This window comes from Shewanella sp. W3-18-1 (genome assembly GCF_000015185.1).
Lineage (GTDB): Bacteria > Pseudomonadota > Gammaproteobacteria > Enterobacterales > Shewanellaceae > Shewanella > Shewanella putrefaciens.
The window spans coordinates 481,015-498,389 of sequence record NC_008750.1 but is presented as its reverse complement, the minus strand read 5'-3'; the positions used below and the strand labels follow the sequence as shown (position 1 = coordinate 498,389).

General features: G+C 45.4%; 12 protein-coding genes. 7 read left to right on the top strand and 5 right to left on the bottom strand.

Annotated elements, in window-relative coordinates:
- Positions 1-237 precede the first annotated feature (237 nt).
- The 6 genes from SPUTW3181_RS02370 to SPUTW3181_RS02345 all read left to right on the top strand — a co-directional run bounded on the left by SPUTW3181_RS02370 (position 238) and on the right by SPUTW3181_RS02345 (position 8,004).
- Positions 238-789 carry an NAD(P)H-dependent oxidoreductase gene (locus SPUTW3181_RS02370; protein WP_011787841.1) on the top strand — a complete coding sequence of 184 codons (552 nt, stop codon included), beginning with the start codon at positions 238-240 and terminating at the stop codon, positions 787-789.
- On the top strand, positions 786-1,991 hold the full coding sequence (locus SPUTW3181_RS02365; RefSeq protein ID WP_011787840.1) for a NupC/NupG family nucleoside CNT transporter: 1,206 nt from the start codon (positions 786-788) through the stop codon (positions 1,989-1,991). The genes SPUTW3181_RS02370 and SPUTW3181_RS02365 overlap by 4 nt, the downstream gene beginning before the upstream one ends.
- 70 nt (positions 1,992-2,061) lie before the next feature.
- Complete coding sequence (locus tag SPUTW3181_RS02360) at positions 2,062-2,787, top strand: nucleoside phosphorylase (protein ID WP_011787839.1); 726 nt, start codon at positions 2,062-2,064, stop codon at positions 2,785-2,787.
- A 303-nt stretch (positions 2,788-3,090) separates the two neighbouring features.
- Positions 3,091-3,765 (top strand): Crp/Fnr family transcriptional regulator, encoded by a 675-nt coding sequence (locus SPUTW3181_RS02355; protein ID WP_011787838.1) that lies wholly within the window; start codon positions 3,091-3,093, stop codon positions 3,763-3,765.
- A 1,477-nt stretch (positions 3,766-5,242) separates the two neighbouring features.
- The gene (locus SPUTW3181_RS02350; protein WP_011787837.1) at positions 5,243-6,574 is read left to right on the top strand and encodes a M16 family metallopeptidase; all 1,332 of its coding nucleotides are present in this window, start codon (positions 5,243-5,245) and stop codon (positions 6,572-6,574) included.
- Complete coding sequence (locus SPUTW3181_RS02345; RefSeq protein ID WP_011787836.1) at positions 6,571-8,004, top strand: M16 family metallopeptidase; 1,434 nt, start codon at positions 6,571-6,573, stop codon at positions 8,002-8,004. The genes SPUTW3181_RS02350 and SPUTW3181_RS02345 overlap by 4 nt, the downstream gene beginning before the upstream one ends.
- Positions 8,005-8,086: 82 nt before the next feature.
- Here SPUTW3181_RS02345 and SPUTW3181_RS02340 read toward each other — a convergent pair whose 3' ends face one another.
- Positions 8,087-10,114: an alpha/beta hydrolase family protein gene (locus tag SPUTW3181_RS02340; protein WP_011787835.1), complete on the bottom strand. Its 2,028-nt coding sequence runs from the start codon at positions 10,112-10,114 to the stop codon at positions 8,087-8,089.
- Positions 10,115-10,444: 330 nt separating this feature from the next.
- On the opposite strand from SPUTW3181_RS02340, the gene SPUTW3181_RS02330 reads away from it, so the two are divergent.
- Entirely contained in the window at positions 10,445-10,996 is a 552-nt protein-coding gene (locus tag SPUTW3181_RS02330; RefSeq protein ID WP_011787834.1) for a hypothetical protein, read from the top strand.
- 713 nt (positions 10,997-11,709) lie between these two features.
- On the opposite strand, the gene SPUTW3181_RS02325 is transcribed toward SPUTW3181_RS02330, so the two are convergent.
- From SPUTW3181_RS02325 to SPUTW3181_RS02310, 4 genes are all read right to left on the bottom strand, one after another.
- The gene (locus SPUTW3181_RS02325; protein ID WP_011787833.1) at positions 11,710-12,141 is read right to left on the bottom strand and encodes a hypothetical protein; all 432 of its coding nucleotides are present in this window, start codon (positions 12,139-12,141) and stop codon (positions 11,710-11,712) included.
- 137 nt (positions 12,142-12,278) lie between these two features.
- Complete coding sequence (locus SPUTW3181_RS02320; RefSeq protein ID WP_227498137.1) at positions 12,279-12,776, bottom strand: SMI1/KNR4 family protein; 498 nt, start codon at positions 12,774-12,776, stop codon at positions 12,279-12,281.
- 710 nt (positions 12,777-13,486) lie between these two features.
- Complete coding sequence (trmL, locus tag SPUTW3181_RS02315; protein ID WP_011787831.1) at positions 13,487-13,951, bottom strand: tRNA (uridine(34)/cytosine(34)/5-carboxymethylaminomethyluridine(34)-2'-O)-methyltransferase TrmL; 465 nt, start codon at positions 13,949-13,951, stop codon at positions 13,487-13,489.
- Between the two features lie 322 nt (positions 13,952-14,273).
- Complete coding sequence (locus tag SPUTW3181_RS02310; RefSeq protein WP_011787830.1) at positions 14,274-17,354, bottom strand: Tn3 family transposase; 3,081 nt, start codon at positions 17,352-17,354, stop codon at positions 14,274-14,276.
- Positions 17,355-17,375 lie beyond the last annotated feature (21 nt).

The window sequence follows — 17,375 nt, the reverse complement described above, 5'->3', positions numbered from 1 at the left end:
TGAATAAACGTTAGCATTCCGGTATGACCAGAGATTGCGCTTATCACTTCATTCATTTTTATATCGACGTTTTAATCAAACTTTCACAATAGTATGAGCTGCATCAGGTGCTAGGAGACAAATGTCCTCTGGCATTCCCTCTTATCTCCCTATAATCCACGCCATGACTTCGTAACTCGGTGCTTGGCCTCTGGTTTTAACTACACGGCGGCACCGTTTCCTCTCAGGAGCTAGCTAATGAACATACTCGTGCTAAACGGGCACCCCAACTTAACCCTGTCTGTGGCCAATGCCAGCATACTTGCCCTTGAGGCAGAGCAACTGGGCTGGCATATCAATTCAGTGGCTCAGTTTGATGGAGATACCGCCACGGAGCAGCAACAGTTGCTCGATGCCGATGTGATTGTGGTGCAATTCCCGCTCTATTGGAGCACCTACCCCGCCGTGCTCAAACATTGGATTGATGAGGTATTTACCTATGGTTTTGCCTTTGGCCCCAATGGTAGCCAGCTCCAAGGTAAACCGGTCCTGTTTTCTATTACTGCAGGGGCGACTGAAGAATCTTACAGCGAGACTGGCTTTAACTTTTTACCCTTTAACGCATACCAGCAAGCTTACGAACACCCATTTCGCGCTGCCGCTGTCGATATTATCGATACCATTATTAGCTTTGAGATGAACTCCACTGCTGCCGAAGGTGGCAACAAGTCCAACACCCTTTCCCTTGCAAAGGCCCACGCTGAGCGTGTGATTGCAGCCGTTAATTCATATAAGGACCACTCAGTATGATCCAGTCCATCCTTGGTATTTTAGTGCTCTTAGGCGTAGGTTTGCTGTTTTCTGATAACCGCCGTCTGATCAGCTGGCGCGCTGTTATCGGTGCATTTGGCATTATCATCGCGCTCGCTTTTTTTGTGCTGGCAACCGAGATCGGTGCCGATGTCCTGCTGGCCGTATCGAATACCGTAGGTAAAGTCTTTGGTTATGGTACTGAAGGGATTAAATTTGCCTTTGGCAGCTTAGTCAATTTCAGCGTTGAAGGCATTGGTTTTGTCTGGGCATTACAGGTATTACCGCAAATCATCTTTACTGCCGCACTCACTTCTTTGTTGTACTACTTAGGGATTATGCAGTGGTTTGTGTTAATCATTGGCGGCAGCTTGCAAAAGGTACTAGGCACGTCACGGGCGGAGTCAATGAATGCGGCAGGCAATATAATTCTCGGCCAAACCGAAGCACCGTTACTGATCAAGCCCTACCACCGCGTTCTCACCCGCGCGCAAATTTTTGCGGTGATGGTCGGCGGATTGTCTTCGATTGCTGGATCCATTTTAGCGGGCCTCGCGGGCATGGGCGTTGCGCTTAACTATCTGATCATGGCTTGCTTTATGTCAGCGCCTGCGGGGTTGATGTTCGCTAAGTTACTCATCCCAGAAACCGAGCCAACCGTTAACGAAGTGCCAGAATTACCCGATGATGAAAAGCCCAGTAGCTTTATTGATGCCATAGCCAAAGGCGCTATTGCTGGCATGGGAATCGCTGCCATCGTCGGCGCAGTCATTATTGCCTGTATTGGCCTCATGGCCTTGTTGAACGGCGGATTGGGCGCAATTGGTGAACTGTTTGGCATGCCAACCTTAACCGTAGATATGATCCTCGGCACCTTGTTTGCGCCAGTAGCTTGGTTGATTGGTATTCCATGGGCTGAAGCAAACACAGCAGGCGCCTTCCTAGGCCAAAAAATCGCCATGAATGAGTTTGTTGCCTTCGCCAATATGGGCAATGTGGAGCTGTCTGCACGTAGCAATGCCATTATGACCATTGCCCTTTGCGGCTTTGCCAATATCGGCTCAGTGGCCATGGTGTGTGGCGCCCTGAGTCAAATGATACCGCAACGCGCGGGGCTGATTGGTCAGCTCGGGATGAAAGTGCTGCTAGCGGCGACGTTAGCAAACTTGATGAATGCTGCAATTGTCAGTTTGTTTATCTAAGTTTTTCCTTCGCGGTAGCCCGATACAATTCGGGGCTACCGCCAAGCTAAGTAATTGATAAAGGTCAACAATGAGTATTCAACCCCATATTCTCGTCGCGCCCCATCAAGTCAGTGAAAAAGCCGTCGTCTGCGGCGAACCCAATCGAGTCAACCGCATCGCGGCGCATCTAACGGATGTTGAATCCTTGGCGGATAACCGCGAGTTTCGACTGATACGTGGCCGTTATGGCGACACTATAATCACCGTTTGCAGCACTGGCATTGGCGCGCCCTCGGCGATCATTGCCCTTGAAGAAATGTATCAATGCGGTGTTAAACAACTTATCCGCATCGGCTCCGCTGGTGCGCTACAACCGCAAATAGCCATAGGCGATGTAATTATTGCCGAGGCCGCAGTGCGTGATGATGGCGGCTCTGCCAGCTATGTAAAGCTCAGCTTTCCGGCCTGCGCCAATCATCGTTTGGTCGGCAAACTGCAAGCATACTGCGCGCAGCATCATATATGTGCCCATAGCGGCGTAGTGCGCTCCCACGACAGTTTTTATACCGATCAAGAACAGGAGCTCTGCCACTATTGGCATCGCCAAGGCGTGCTCGGGGCCGATATGGAAACCGCTGCGTTATTCACCATCGGCCGACTGCGCCAGCTTGAAGTGGCGGCAATACTCACCAACGTAGTGCTATTTGAGCAGGATGTTAAAGCAGGAGTTAATGACTATGTTGCATCGTCCAAGGCAAGCGCCCAAGGTGAGCAACACGCCATTTTAGCTGCGCTCAACGCACTGTGTGATTAGGGCGAGTGAGGTTAATTAGCAGTAAGCCTTACCGATAAATGCATCCAGATAACGACCAAGTCATCCTCTTAATGGCGCAGCCAATGCGCCATCATTCTCACTAAAGCTCACACTCACACCTAACCGTTCTAAATACGCTTTTGCAGATCCACAACAACGGCGACACACAATGCGCCACCCATCCACCGCCGCCAAAGTGCCAGCCCTCACGCAGGGATTTACATATTTTATGATCGAATGAGTATCAATCTTGCAGCGAAATGCGTACCTTAATCGCATTAATAATCTGCAACTGTCATCAACATGCAGTTACATCCTGAACTCTCTAGCCGCTTTGGCGACACATTAAGTGAGCAGCGCGAACTCTTTAAGCAGACCTTATTTCAGTGCCAAACGGCCAGCCGCCAATTTGCCCCCGGTGATATCATATTGCAACAGGGGCAAAATGTGCGTGAGCTTTACGTGGTGTCAGTGGGGAAAGTCGCCATGTATACCAGCGCCCACAATGGTCGGCGCTTTCAGTTAGGTGAGCTAAATTGTGATCAGCATATTTTTGGCGAAATTGAGTTTTTTACCAAACTGCCCTGCCAGTGGACAGTGATGGCCGAAGATCAGATGGAAGCCGAGGTAATTTGTGCCGCCAAACTGCAGCAATGCATAGTCACTCAACCGCAATTAGCGCTCTTTTTTGCCTCCGCTCTGGCATGGGATTATCAAGACTCAATGGCAATCTACACCAACCGCCTATTGCACCCCATCGCCGTCAATATCGCCCTCGATCTGCTACAACGCAGTCAAAACAATATCGCCCTCGGAGCCTTTAACAAAGTCGAGCAAGAAGCCGAACGCTTTGGCACCAGCAGTCGCGTCTACCGCCGCGCACTCAACTCCCTCATTGAACTCGGCCTTGTCGAAAAACGCGATCAGCAGCTGCATATTATCGACCCAAAAGCGCTAGTAACTTTTATTGCGGAGTAAATCAAAAGAATGCTGCATCAAGCATAAGGCTATGCAGGGGATTCACAGGCAAACCACCCAATTTGCATCAGCTTTGCCATCGACACACTGCATCAATCAGCGCATTTATCGTTAAGGGCGATAAATCCAATCCTAAATATGGAGAGCCATTATCCGAGCGGGTGGAGCTAAAAAGTGTTAGATTTTGATAATAAATAAATCAGACTTGCCTAATCTGGTTCACGCATACAATCCTGCCATTTTACGCGGGCTTTGGACTAACGCGCTTTCGTCGGGTGGACGACACTTGTTACCAAGTGCAGTCTCCCTAAGAACCACACGTGCAACTTTCACTGTATACGGCTCAAGCCTCCACAAAAGCATTGTTTGATACCCAGCAACTTATAAAGCAGTCAGAGCAGGATCGTTCCAAGAGTTGCGAGCGAGCCTTTTGGACTTTCTCTTCGTCAAGTATTCTTGGTATTGAGGGTAAAATGGTGTTGCTGAACTTCGGATTTTGACATGTCTCTCGATAGGCACTTTGGCTATTTGGAAGATATTGAACAGGCAATCCATACCCAAGAACTTCTGCCAACCGTGAAAAGCCACTGGCCTTTTCGATTATATCCGAACACCTGCTTCGCGACACAGTATCGATGCCCGCTATGGTGCGAAAAGTGCAATTATCACGAAAGAGCACGGTGCAATCTCTTTCCGACTCTCGTGCCTTTTGGCTACAGGGTGTTAACCAGTTTCGCTGCTTCATCACATAACGCACCTTACGCGGATTCACTTACATTCATCATACTGACTACCTAGCACTCACCCAATTTGTGGTTATCAGGAGGATCATCCCCTCGCGGTTCATATCCCGATTGGTCAAAGACCAATCTTCGTTACATTGTCAGAGCCGCTACTTAATTTAGGCTCCTAGGTTCATCTGGTGATACAGATAGTTCACTCGTTAAGCGGTGAACAGCGCTTCATATAACTTCACGTCGCACGCCCCAAAGTGAGTTATGACGAGAGCTTGACTACATTAAGAGATACTGGTGTTGCCATATGTTATTTTATGTAAAAGCTTCTGTTTAGTTGGCTAAATTCAGTATGCCACTACATGAATAATGGCGAACGGAGCATTGAGGGAATGGCGGTTTAAGATGACCTCCAATAGAACATCATTAGGATTTGGCTCTTTAACTGGACTATTTACTTTAATCATTCAATTTATTAACAATTACTCAGTGTCCATGTAGGTTAGATACCATCATTCACCGGCATTTTATGTGGATGAAAGTGCGCTAAAAGTGGGTGTTGAAGCCATGACCAAAGTGGCGTTAACGGCGCTCAAAGCCCAATAAGTGGCTAACGTATTATTCCGTAAGCACTGCGGTATAACTTGAGCTTACAAAAAATCGGCGCGGGATACGCTTGCTGCGCTTGATTTGTTAAACAATTTACCTTCATATGTGATTTTTTACAGCAAGGAGCGAACAAGATGAAGCGCACGCTATCGGCTCTGGTGTTGGCTATGGGACTTTTGAATCCCCTAAGCCAAGCACAGGCCACCACGGCAGAAGACATTAAGAGTTTCACGCTAGATAACGGCATGAAAATCATGGTGCTAGAAGATGCCTCAATTCCCAATGCCAACATGTATTTATTTTGGAAGGTCGGTTCACGTAACGAAGTGCCCGGCATTACCGGTATTTCGCACTTTTTCGAACACATGATGTTCAACGGTTCGAAAAAGTACGGCCCAAAAATGTTCGACCGCACTATGGAAGCCGCTGGTGGCGCGAACAATGCGTATACCACTGAAGATATGACGGTTTATACCGATTGGTTCCCCGCCAATGCACTCGAAACTATGTTCGATCTCGAGGCTGACCGTATCGCTAACTTAGATATCAATCCCGAAATGGTAGAAAGCGAGCGTGGTGTAGTGCAGTCAGAGCGTTCCACTGGCTTAGAGAACTCTAACTGGAATGCCCTTGAAGGCGAAATCAAAGGTGTGGCATTTTTAGCCCACCCTTATTCTTGGTCGGTGATCGGTCACGAGTCGGATATCGCCGCTTGGTCGTTGGAAGATTTAGTTCAGTACCATAAAACCTATTACGCGCCGAACAATGCCGTGGTCGTAATTGCCGGTGATGTAAAGCTTGCCCAAGTAAAAGCCTTGGCCGACAAGTACTTTGCCCCTATTCCGGCACAGACTCCGCCTAAAGCGATTCGCACCGTAGAGCCTGAACAAAAGGGTGAACGTCGCACCTTTGTGCAAAAGGCCTCGGTCAGCACACCCAACGTAATGCTGGCGTACCATATTCCGGCGGCAACCCATGCGGATTTTTATGCGCTGGACTTATTAAGCTCGATTCTAAGCCAGGGTAATAGTTCGCGTTTATATCAATCATTGGTTGATAAACAAGTGGCCTTAGAAGCACAAACCTATATGCCGATGTCGGTCGATCCTAACCTCTTCTATGTAATGGGCGTGGCGACACCTGAAGTGAATGCCTCAACCTTAGAGCGCGCGCTGATCGAGCAAATCAATAGCATTGCGAGCCAAGGTGTTACCCAGCAAGAATTGGATAAAGTTAAAAATATCAAGTTGATGGATTTTTATCGCTCAATGGAAACCATTAATGGCAAGGCCAATACCATAGGCACCTATGAGATGTATTTTGGTAGTTACGACAAGCTATTTAATGCGCCAGAAGCCTATAACAAGGTGACACCAGCAGATATTCAGCGTGTTGCCCAAACCTACTTACGTAAATCGAATCGCACTGTGGCTGTGCTGGCAGCATCCGAGGAGTCTGATCAATGAAATCATTTGGAAAACCCTCTACGTTAATGGCGGCTTTAGCTTTAGGAACAAGTTTGGCCTTAGCAGGCTGTGCGGCGATATCAGCCCCAAAACTCGTTGATACTGGCAGCTTTGCCATGCCAAGTTACGATAAGTTTGTGTTAGATAATGGCCTTACTGTGTATTTAATGCCCCAGCGCGAAGTGCCCTTAATTACCTTAAATGCCGTGGTGCGCGCAGGTGCCGTCAATGACACCACTGCAGGCGTGGCACAAATGACGGCAGAAGGTTTATTGTTAGGTGCAGCGGGTAAATCTAAGGCCGATATCGAGCAGCAAGTGGATTTTCTTGGTGCCAGTTTAGGCGCTGATGCAGATAAAGAAGGCAGTTATCTGAGTGCTGACTTTATGGCGAAGGATATTGACCTCATGCTGGGCCTATTTAGCGCCGCCATATTAACCCCTGATTTTGATGCGGCCGAATTTGATAAACTCAAACAACGCGCCATTGCCGGGCTGCAGCAAGATAAAGAAAGCCCACGGGCGGTGATTGGTCGCTACTTCGATAAACTCGTATTTGGCGATCATCCCTATGGTAATGCGGCTTCAGGTAACAGTGATTCGCTAGAGCAAATCACTGTATCGCAGCTACGCGCTTTCCATAAGAGTTACTATCAGCCTGCCAATACCGCGATAACCGTTGTGGGTGACTTTGATGTGACTGCTATGAAAGCCAAACTGACACAAACATTCGGCCAATGGAAAGACAGCGAAAAACTGGTACAGCCTAATTTAAACCAAGGTTTGCCTCAGTTAACCGAGGCCAAAGTTTTGTTGGTGGATAAACCCGATGCAATCGAAACCACCTTTTTGATCGGCGGTTTAGGCATTAGCCGTAATAACCCTGACTATGTGGGTTTAACGGTAGTAAACACGATTTTAGGCGGCCGCTTTACCTCTTGGCTGAATGATGAGCTAAGGGTAAACGCAGGCTTAACCTATGGTGCACGCTCAGGTTTTACACCGTATACCGACTCAGGCGTGTTTACTATCAGCACTTTCACTAAGACAGAGACGACTCAAGAAGCGATAGATTTAGCCTTAAAAACCTATGCACGTTTATGGGAAAAAGGTATAGATCAGGCGACGTTAGATTCAGCAAAAGCCTATGTGAAGGGGCAGTTCCCACCTAAGTTTGAAACCTCAGGCCAGTTGGCTGGGTTATTGTCTGGCATGTATTTGTACGGCTTCGATGACAAGTTTATCAATGAGTTCCAAGCTAAGGTGGACGGTTTAACCTTAGAAGAAACCCAAAGACTCGTGAAAGCTTACTTCCCACAGAAGGACTTACAATTTGTACTAATTGGTAACGCGAGCAAGATTGCGCCTGTTGCAGCTAAATATGGCAAAGTGCAAACTGTCGATATTAACGCCACAGGATTTGGTCAATAAGTTATCGTTGCTCGGTTTGATTCAATAAAGAAAAGGTCTGCATAGTGCAGACCTTTTGCTTTTCTGTGCTAGGTTCTAGATTCTATTGTCCACCCGGCTTGGCGTAGTGGGTCATCCAATCTTTGACTTGGTTATACCAATAGATAGAGTTATTAGGCTTCATCACCCAATGGTTTTCATCGGGGAAGTAAATCATCCGCGATTCCACATTGCGAGTTTGCAGGGTGCGGAACAGCTCAAACCCTTGCCCTACTGGTACACGGTAGTCGAGCTGACCGTGGCTAACCAACGTTGGAGTGTTAAAGTTAGCCGCAAAATAATGTGGCGAAATCGCTTTATATAACTCAGGATTATCCCAGTAATTACCAAAGCGCGTGCTGTGCACCGCAAAGTCGGCCGCCATTTGTGAATACATGTCATAAACCGCGGCATGGATCAGTAGGGCTTTAAAGGGATGTGGTTGACCTAAAATAATCGAGGTCAGATATCCACCGTAACTTGCGCCACCCGCGACCATACGATCGCTATCAATCCAGCTTTGCTGTTTAAACCAGTCAGCAGCTTTGAGCACATCTTCGAGGGATTTATTCTTCCAATCTGGGTTAATTGCATCGGCAAAGTCTTGTCCAAAGCCGCTAGAACCATGGAAGTTTGGCCACGCAGTAACATATCCCCAAGAGGCGAAGGTTTGCGCGTTCCAACGGTAATGGAAACCATCGGAGATGGCGTTATGTGGCCCGCCGTGAACCAACATAAAGAGGGGGTATTTTTTACTGCGATCGAACCCTGGTGGATAATGTACCCACATTTGAATATCTTGATTTTGATATCCCTTGTAAGTCACTGACTCATAAGTGCCTAAATCAACGTCTTTAAGAATATCGTCATTAAAGTTCTCTAGGCGTACCGTCTTGCCATTGCGGGGATTAATGCTGACCAAGCGCGCTGGGTGCAAGAAACTCTCGTTGGTGGCAATCAATTCACCATCTTTGCCTATGGCAGGTTGACCAAAGTCAGTCGCCTCTGTAATGGCTTTGACTTTACCGTTTTTGGCATCGATATGATAAATGCGACTCGTCGCAGCATCATCAATAGCGGCATAAAAACCTTTGCTATCGGGTGTCCAATTAAATTGGCTGACTGAACGATCCCACTCAGGCGTTAGCGTATTGAGTTTGCGGCTATCAATATCCAGTAGCATCAACCTTGCGGTATCGGCATAAAATCCGGGGATTTTTTGGCGGGTAAAGGCCAGCGTTTTGCCATTAGGACTAAAGTTTGGATTAACATCTGCGGCTTGATTTTCTGGCGTAATATTTTCAGCTTTACCGCTACCAATCGTGGCGAGGAAAATATCCAGTTTAGGATCAACACGATTGTCTGAGCCATAAGCACTGAAAGCAATCAAGCGTTCATTAGGCGAAATATCATAACTTGAACTGCTTTGGCTCGAACGCGGTAACTCATATCCAAGCGGTTGAGTGACGGCTTCAACTTCGCCGCCCAAAGCGGGGATCCTAAAGACATGGGCTTGACGACGTTCATCCAGCCAATGATCAAACTGGGCATAGGGCAACGCATTCCACTGGCGCGCGGATACCTTATTGTCCTTGTCGGTTTTTAGTTGGGTTTTCATCTCATCCCATTTTTGATTTGGGAAGATATTGCTGATGAAATACAGATGCTTGCCAACCCATTTAATACCATTAACGCCAGTAGGAATATCGGTTAAGCGTTGCGCTTCACCCGGACCATCCATAGGCAACAGATAAATTTGGCCTGCATCGTCTTCATTTCGCTCACTGACAAAGGCTAATGTCTTGCCATCAGGTGAAAACACTGGCTCACGAACCTTTAGCCCCTTCGCTGTGATGGCACGATTATTTTTCCCTTCGCCATCAAAACGCCACAACTGGGTCGAACCTTTATCTTCTTTTAAATCATATTCTGTCACTGGCGCAATAATATGTTCACCAGAGGGGGATACCACAGGGCTACCAATACGCTTAAGTTGCCAAAGCAACTCCACCGAGAGTGGCTTGCCCTGCTCCGCCAATGCTGAGCCAAATGGCATCAACAGACAGAGCAATAAAATTCCTGCCTTCTTCACTGTGAGTCTCCTTAATATATACCTACGCTATCTGGAGAGACGCATGCCAGCATCTTCAGATTGTTTGGGTATAAATATCGTTATAATGATTATATTTGGTTGTACAAACCCGAGAGTATAGAAACTCAGCATGAAAGCAAACTGAGTAATGATGAGCAATAAACGTGCTTTGTGTAACCATCTGTAAATTTTGCTCGTCAACCTCGACTGCCATTGTGATAATTTGTCCGCGAGTAGCACTTCAGCATCAATCAACATAAAGACGGCTAAGTATTTGTTTATGATTAAATTTAACGCTAATCTAATCCGACATTGCAGATAGGTGAAAATATGCAGAATAAAATAAACCTATTAAAACGGTATTGTCTGTGGGGCATTACGCTCAGCGTATTAACGCCTTTTTCGGCCGTAGCGACTAAAATCAGCTTTAATGAATTTTGCGCTCAATTTGTTGGTCAGTGGACTGGCGATGCGGCTAAAGTGGGTGAAATACCACGAAAAGTCACCACGACAGGTTTATGCTCCCACGATCAGCGGCAGTTGATCCTATCCGTCAGTGTCGGAACAAGGGCCCCTTACAGTGAAACGTGGTGGTTTAGAGAGCAAGGCGAACAAGTACTTCTGACATACTACGATGGTATATCACAGGAAAAGCAGCAAGTTTTTAGTTTATATCGTAAAAATGGGGATTATTCCTTACTGGGGGAAGGCGTAGTAAATGCCCGTTCTGCATTGATCCAGTTGTACTTTCAAACCCAGCCCTCCTCTAGCCAACATAATGCTTGGCAATGGACACAGAATATTCAATATCTAGATGATGATGTTGATCGCTATCAGCTTTTTCGTGGGATAGAGATGACGCCTGTGACGCCATCTCAATAAGTGTACTCACTCATACACGAACTGGCAGTTTTGATTATGTAGTACGACTTAATCGTACAATCTCTACTTGACACCACACAACTCACTTCGGGACAAAAAAGCGTTAGATTTTATGCACTAAAGGTGGGTAATAGCATTAGGTAAGTTATGGCGACCAGATTCGTTTACACTGACCCCGTGTATTCGTTGACTGATATCGACTAACGCAGACTTGCCATGGTGTTCACTCACCGACATGCAGCAAGTACTTCACAAAAGGTGTCCATCCCATCATCCGTGGATGCAGGGCCGCCCCATCTGATGTGAAAGGATTCACAAATGCCGCGATGGCATGGACGCCAAAGAGCGGCCATGGTGCGGACGGTCGTCTCGCCAATCACCATGGCTCACCTATTTAATATCGGTGTAACCTGTTTGCTTTAAAGTAGATATGTGACTCGTTTGTGGACATAAATGAGCTAGATTGTTAGTCCTAATTTGAGGTTTTCGGATAAGAATTTCTATGTCTTAACCTACGCTCTAGCCCATTCCTGTGAGCAACGCGAGCTATTTGAACCACTAGTTAGTAGCTTTCATAGATTTGATTCGTGACGGCAACTCAAAAAGAGTAATGAGTTTTAGAAGGTCACTGGTGCAACAATGCTTGATTTGGTATAGCTATTGATCATCGAGTTATTTCTGTCTTAACTTATATTTTATTGTCTTCATTGCTTTTATAGGATAACCAATTCCCCAGTTTGGGTTATACCACATGGCCACACACCGGTATGATATAATGCTAAGATTGCTACCCACTTTCCTGGCTGATTAGAAAGGACCTCTTTGGCTGCATGTCTACAAGCGAACAGCGCGCTACCTTTCATTGCCTCTGTGTAGTTATGAGGGCCATCGACAAGTTTAGGATGAGTCTTCCCAACGCTTCGCAACGATTTCAACGCAGCTTTATAAACCACTTTCTCAGCCTCTTTGTCGTAGAGCTGTTCGTCTGGTTTAGTTGGATATGTTCCTTCGAAAGGATCGGATTGATCTCTGCTGCTCGGCAACCAATCCCATTCAATTTGTAATTGAGAAATCGCTAAGATGTGCTCAGCTTGGCTTAGCCAGTCAGTATTCTCTATTTGTTCAATCAATGCTTCGATGTTCATTAGCAGTTACGCCTGAGTCGATTCTTGGTTTGTCCTAACGCTGCCAGCAACTGCCGGAGTGAATTAAAAACTTTTTTACGTCTTTTTGCAAAAAAGGCAGTTTACGGAGGTCAGATTGACTGGCCTTGTTAAACATTTTAGAACTTGAGTGAATAACCACTGGAAACCCACTCATTGAAATTTGCCGCCAACAATACCATAGACTCTTTAGTTAAATCGCCGAAAGGTACCCTATAAACTGGCCAGTCTTCTGAGCTTATATTATGTGTGGTATCGAAGACAATTGACTCTCCCCCACCATCTGAACCAATAGCAACCAACCCAGGCAAGTATTGCTCGTAGCAATAGGCTTCTGTTAATTCGGAAATCTCTTTAGCGCTCCAGAGCACAACTGAGTCATCTGGTTCTTGCACGCCAATCGGAGTTTCGGCCCCATTAGTTTCAAGCAAGAACTTCTTATGCTCACTAGGAAGATCTGTTCCTAACCATTTCTCAAGAGCCTGAATTTCTTCAGTACTTGCTGGATTTTCCGGATATTCGAATTTATCTCGATATTTGCTCATGATGCGTAACATCTTAGTAATTATGCGCTGTTTGCAGGGCATAAATCGCTTGTTGGACTTGGCAACTGCCACATACAGGTCAATTGGTACAAATGATGCTATAGGAATTTGCATTTTTGCGGTAGCGGTTTTTTATACTGTTTCATGGTTAATCACTTGATATTGTTTTAGCTTTCTCATTCTTTTACGCTCACGTCTGACTCATTATTTACCTTGATTGACAGCATTTTGGCCTCGTATTCAGGCTAACACTCATACCACATTTTCTCATCTGCTAATGTAATTGCGGTTGGATAATACTGATTAGACCAGAGCCCTGTAGCATTACTAAAATTGAGTCAACATACTGATGTTGAAGTGAGCTAGATGCCACTTTGCTAACAAGGAATGGGCAATACCTTTTTAGCTAAACGAACAGTATAAGGGGGTAGTTAAGATTGCTACTGTTGCAACAGTGACCGTTGGCTGCATGGCCGCTCTTTCACATCTGACCCATAGGGATATGGGAAATGCCACTATGATGTCGGGAACATCATCGGCCATGTGATCGCGACATTCGCACTTCCATATGCAGCAGATGCCGCCGCCGAGCCTCAGGGATACTTATTTTGAAAGAAATGGGCGGCGTGTCACTGGGGAAACAGTGGCAATGCACAATATACGATTCAGCTGCCTTGCTTTGGGGGCGAATGGAATTAAAGTAACCTGTCGAATCTAATTGCATCGTGATTTGAATATTGACAGGTTAACTCTAGATTAATCCAAATAAGTATCCCTAAGCATTAAATTGCACCTTCAAAACCGAGTTGGCGCCATGCTTCGTAGCTGATAATGGCCACCGCATTAGAAAGGTTCAAACTACGACTCGTTGCCGCCATGGGAATACGCAATCTTTGCTCGGTCGGAATTGACTCGATAATCGCCATCGGCAAACCACGGGTCTCAGGGCCAAATAACAGCACATCATCCTTGGCAAAACTCAGCTCAGTATGCGGGCGACTCCCCTTAGTGGTACAGGCCATAATGCGCTTGCCTGTCATCGCTTCAAGAAAGGCATCGAAATCTTTATGGCGAGTCACATTGGTTAAGTCTGCATAGTCCAAACCCGCGCGGCGTAGCTTTTTCTCTTCTAGATCAAAACCTAATGGCTCAATCAAATGGAGCTGGCAGCCATTGTTTGCGCAAAGGCGAATGATATTACCTGTGTTAGGTGCGATTTCTGGCTCATAGAGTGCGATATGGAACATACTGGCTCGCCTGTAAAAAATGACGCCCGATTATACGGCAAACGGCGCACAAACGCAGTGTCTGTTGTGAGTGGATTTGGCTCAGGTCATACAATAGAGGTTGTAAATAGGTGGAATTGTTATCTCAAGGCTTGCCTGCTTTATTATCTCAAAGTAATATATCTCAACATCAAGATACTTTTTAAGAAGCCATTATGCCCTTTGTGATTGCGTTACTCGCTCCTGTATTTTGGGGGACTACCTATGCGTTAGTGAGTCTCTACTTACATGGCTAAATTTGCCCAACGCGCCAAAAATGTAAAGTTAGCTTTAAATTCTAAAATCACTCACTTGAATTCTCGTTCTCAATCAGCGCTTGCTTCCAATATTCTGGTTCAGCATATCGAGCAACCAATGCATCGATATCTATTTTTGAGGTTGATGGACTAAACTCAAAATTGCCATACATATTGATGTGCTGCCATGCAACGGGCGAAATACTGTGAAGCTGAGCCAGTGCATTTTGATCTCCTACTGTTTGCTTCTGTTCATAGACACGAGATAGCAGCACTGTGTTGTAGTAAATGACCGCGTTGGTGATGAGCCGAGAGCATTCATTCCATATTTGCTGCTCCTCTTCTGTTTTTACTCTGAATTTTCCACCGTTAACAAATGCAACTGCTCGTCTAAGACGATGATAGGCTTCGCCACGATTTAATGCTTTTTGTACACATTGACGTAAGCCAACATCGTCGACAAAGTCGAGAATGTATAGCGTTCGGCATATGTTTTCCAACTCCCATAATGCTTTCTTGGTCTGATTCTGACGCGAATAGCTCGAGAGTTTGCGAACAATCGTGGCTTGAGTAACATCTTTTTGAGCTAGCGATGCCATGATCCGTTGAATATTGGGCCATTCACGTTCAATCAATTCATCGTTGGTTTTTCGGGCAGGCTTTATTAGCCAGTCACCACACTCATTGGGATGTTGTGAGCCGACTAACGTATCCATTTTCTTATGCAAATCACGATAACGAGGTGCAAAATGATATCCAAATGCATGCAAAATCCAAAAATTAACCTGATTGGTGCCATGGGTGTCAGTGGAATGCCGTTCTGGCTTTATATCAGAGGTATTGTTATGCAATAAATCGAAAACGTAATGGCTTTCATGTTCGTGAGTCCCAATAATCTTTGCATTTATAGGAACATGATTTGCAACCAACGTGTAGGCGCTGACACCTTTCTGTAAACCAAAATACTTGGGAGAATATCGAGCGTTAAGGGTGTTAATTTGCGTTTCTATCCGCTGACCATCGCTACTTGAATGAAGTGTGTCCTGAATATCATAGAGATGAAATGCGGGTAGCTGGCTGGTCGCATTACTAATCGCATCATTAGCCGCTCGTAATGTCTCCAAGCGTAGATAATTTCTTGATGTCCCCGCCATTGATGCTGAGCTAAGGCCTGAAACCTCAGCCATTTTTGCTAACCCCATGTTTGTTCCCATCGCAACAATACAGGCGAAAATTTCACGGGGATCAGCTTCATGCTTTACATAACGATCTAATACATGGGTAAATGCATTTAAAAATCCAGTATTACCCGCAACAAACCACAGTAGATCCGCAATACCAATTCCTGGTAACTGGCTGTAAAAATCGCTATTAACGGATTCATCACTGCTCGGATAAAGCAGCTTCCAACGACGCTTTTCGGCAGCCCCAATTACTTTAATATGTTTGTTGACCCCATCAGAAATATGTTGGTTAATCGCACTATAACGTGCTGCTAGCATAGTATGAAATACAGCCAGAGTATCTTGGATAGGGGCCAATAAAATGGGTGCACCAATATCTTGCAATACTCGTTCTTTATCCTGCCATCTAAGATCGCTTATTAAGTCATCTTCAAAGCGGCGAAATTCATTACTATGTTTAACGTACACATCACCCGCTTCCAGTGAGTTGCGTAGTAGGCGATAGACCAAAAACTCATAGCGATCTACATCAAGCGTTTTAAATGTTTTGCCCTCTTTACTAAACAAATATCGGCGTAAACCTTTAGGAATAATCTCAGTCGGAAATGAATTAGGGTCAGTTTGCCTTGGTGATTTTTCTGTGCGCAATAAGTTTTGTAAAAACGCGATAGCTTCAAGCAAAGGAGAGTCTTCTACACGTCCGGCAAAATCCAGATCAGTAAAAAGTTGCCTTAAGTTACGTTTGAATGTGGCGGATAATTTTGTGTAATGTGACCATTCAAATGCCGTTTTGTCGAAAGCAATATTGCGTAAGTAATCAGCAACTAATGGGAATCTCTCTTGTTCAAGCAATGCATAGGCTTTTTCTTTAATAATGGAAAAAGGTGTGTCATCGGTGATGGTGTCATCCGTAAACAGGCTCAATACATGACCCGCAGCCTGTAAATTTTTCGCTGCATTGGTAACCGCATTATTCATTGCTTCTTCAGCGGCACGCTTGGCCTGTTTCTCGTATTGATCGACCCAATGGAGCAATGCTTCAATTAAGTTGTCATTAATTTGCTGAAACCGATGAAAAGCAAAAAACAGCAGATATAACTGTGCAGTCTCTTTTTTCATGCGTTGAAGTTTATAAGTGGTATAAAACTTAACCATAGAAGCATAATACTTGCCGCTTTCATTGGAGATCCCCGCTGTTATGAGGAACTGCTTGGCAAACTCATGTAGAGGCTGGAAAAACTGCCGCCGTGCGACTTCATGTCGCAATTCTTTATAACTGAAATCTTTAGCTTCATGTTTTAATGCGCTGACGCGAAATACTCCTGACTCAGCCCGAAGCAAAGCCGCTAATTGCTGATCGATAAGTGAAGTCATGCAAGTGCTAAGTAATCGAGCAATACGGGTGCGTTCATAAGCCACCACTCTACCAATCATCTCTTGCATATACCGATAACTGGGCATGACAATACGGTGTAATGCTAAGTATTGGGTTAATTCACGAAAGATAAAGATAGGTTGTGTCGATAACATCGCAACCCGCTGTGCTTTATCTTCCAAATCAACTTTTACCTCATTATCACATTGTTTATACTGGAATAAATCAAGAATTGCTCGTTGTTGTTCAGCCCTAATCGGTCTTGAGGGACTTTTCAGTCTTGAAAGCGTTTTGGTGGGAAAGTACAGCGCGGCAATGTAATCCAAGTCATTTAGTACTGACGATTCTTGTTCATAACTGAAAAACTGCCGTTTGGCTTTGAAATAGCCCAGTTGCAATACTAAATGGGCTGCCACAGAAAACGTTCGGGTATTGTCGAATAGCTCGCGCTCTTTAGCACTTAAGTCAAAATATAATCGACGATCATCATCTGAGAAATGAGGTAATCCAAACAGTTCATCTATTTCATCAGTTGACAAAATAGATAGCCGCCGAACATCATTTTTCATGGTGCCCTCCCTATTTCACTA

Excerpts from the sequence above, each read along its gene's own strand:
- SPUTW3181_RS02350 (WP_011787837.1), top strand. The coding sequence starts at position 5,243 with ATGAAGCGCACGCTATCGGCTCTGGTGTTGGCTATGGGACTTTTGAAT.
- SPUTW3181_RS02345 (WP_011787836.1), top strand. The coding sequence starts at position 6,571 with ATGAAATCATTTGGAAAACCCTCTACGTTAATGGCGGCTTTAGCTTTA.
- SPUTW3181_RS02355 (WP_011787838.1), top strand. The coding sequence starts at position 3,091 with ATGCAGTTACATCCTGAACTCTCTAGCCGCTTTGGCGACACATTAAGT.
- trmL (WP_011787831.1), bottom strand. The coding sequence starts at position 13,951 with ATGTTCCATATCGCACTCTATGAGCCAGAAATCGCACCTAACACAGGT.
- SPUTW3181_RS02370 (WP_011787841.1), top strand. The coding sequence starts at position 238 with ATGAACATACTCGTGCTAAACGGGCACCCCAACTTAACCCTGTCTGTG.
- SPUTW3181_RS02325 (WP_011787833.1), bottom strand. The coding sequence starts at position 12,141 with ATGAACATCGAAGCATTGATTGAACAAATAGAGAATACTGACTGGCTA.
- SPUTW3181_RS02360 (WP_011787839.1), top strand. The coding sequence starts at position 2,062 with ATGAGTATTCAACCCCATATTCTCGTCGCGCCCCATCAAGTCAGTGAA.
- SPUTW3181_RS02330 (WP_011787834.1), top strand. The coding sequence starts at position 10,445 with ATGCAGAATAAAATAAACCTATTAAAACGGTATTGTCTGTGGGGCATT.
- SPUTW3181_RS02310 (WP_011787830.1), bottom strand. The coding sequence starts at position 17,354 with ATGAAAAATGATGTTCGGCGGCTATCTATTTTGTCAACTGATGAAATA.
- SPUTW3181_RS02365 (WP_011787840.1), top strand. The coding sequence starts at position 786 with ATGATCCAGTCCATCCTTGGTATTTTAGTGCTCTTAGGCGTAGGTTTG.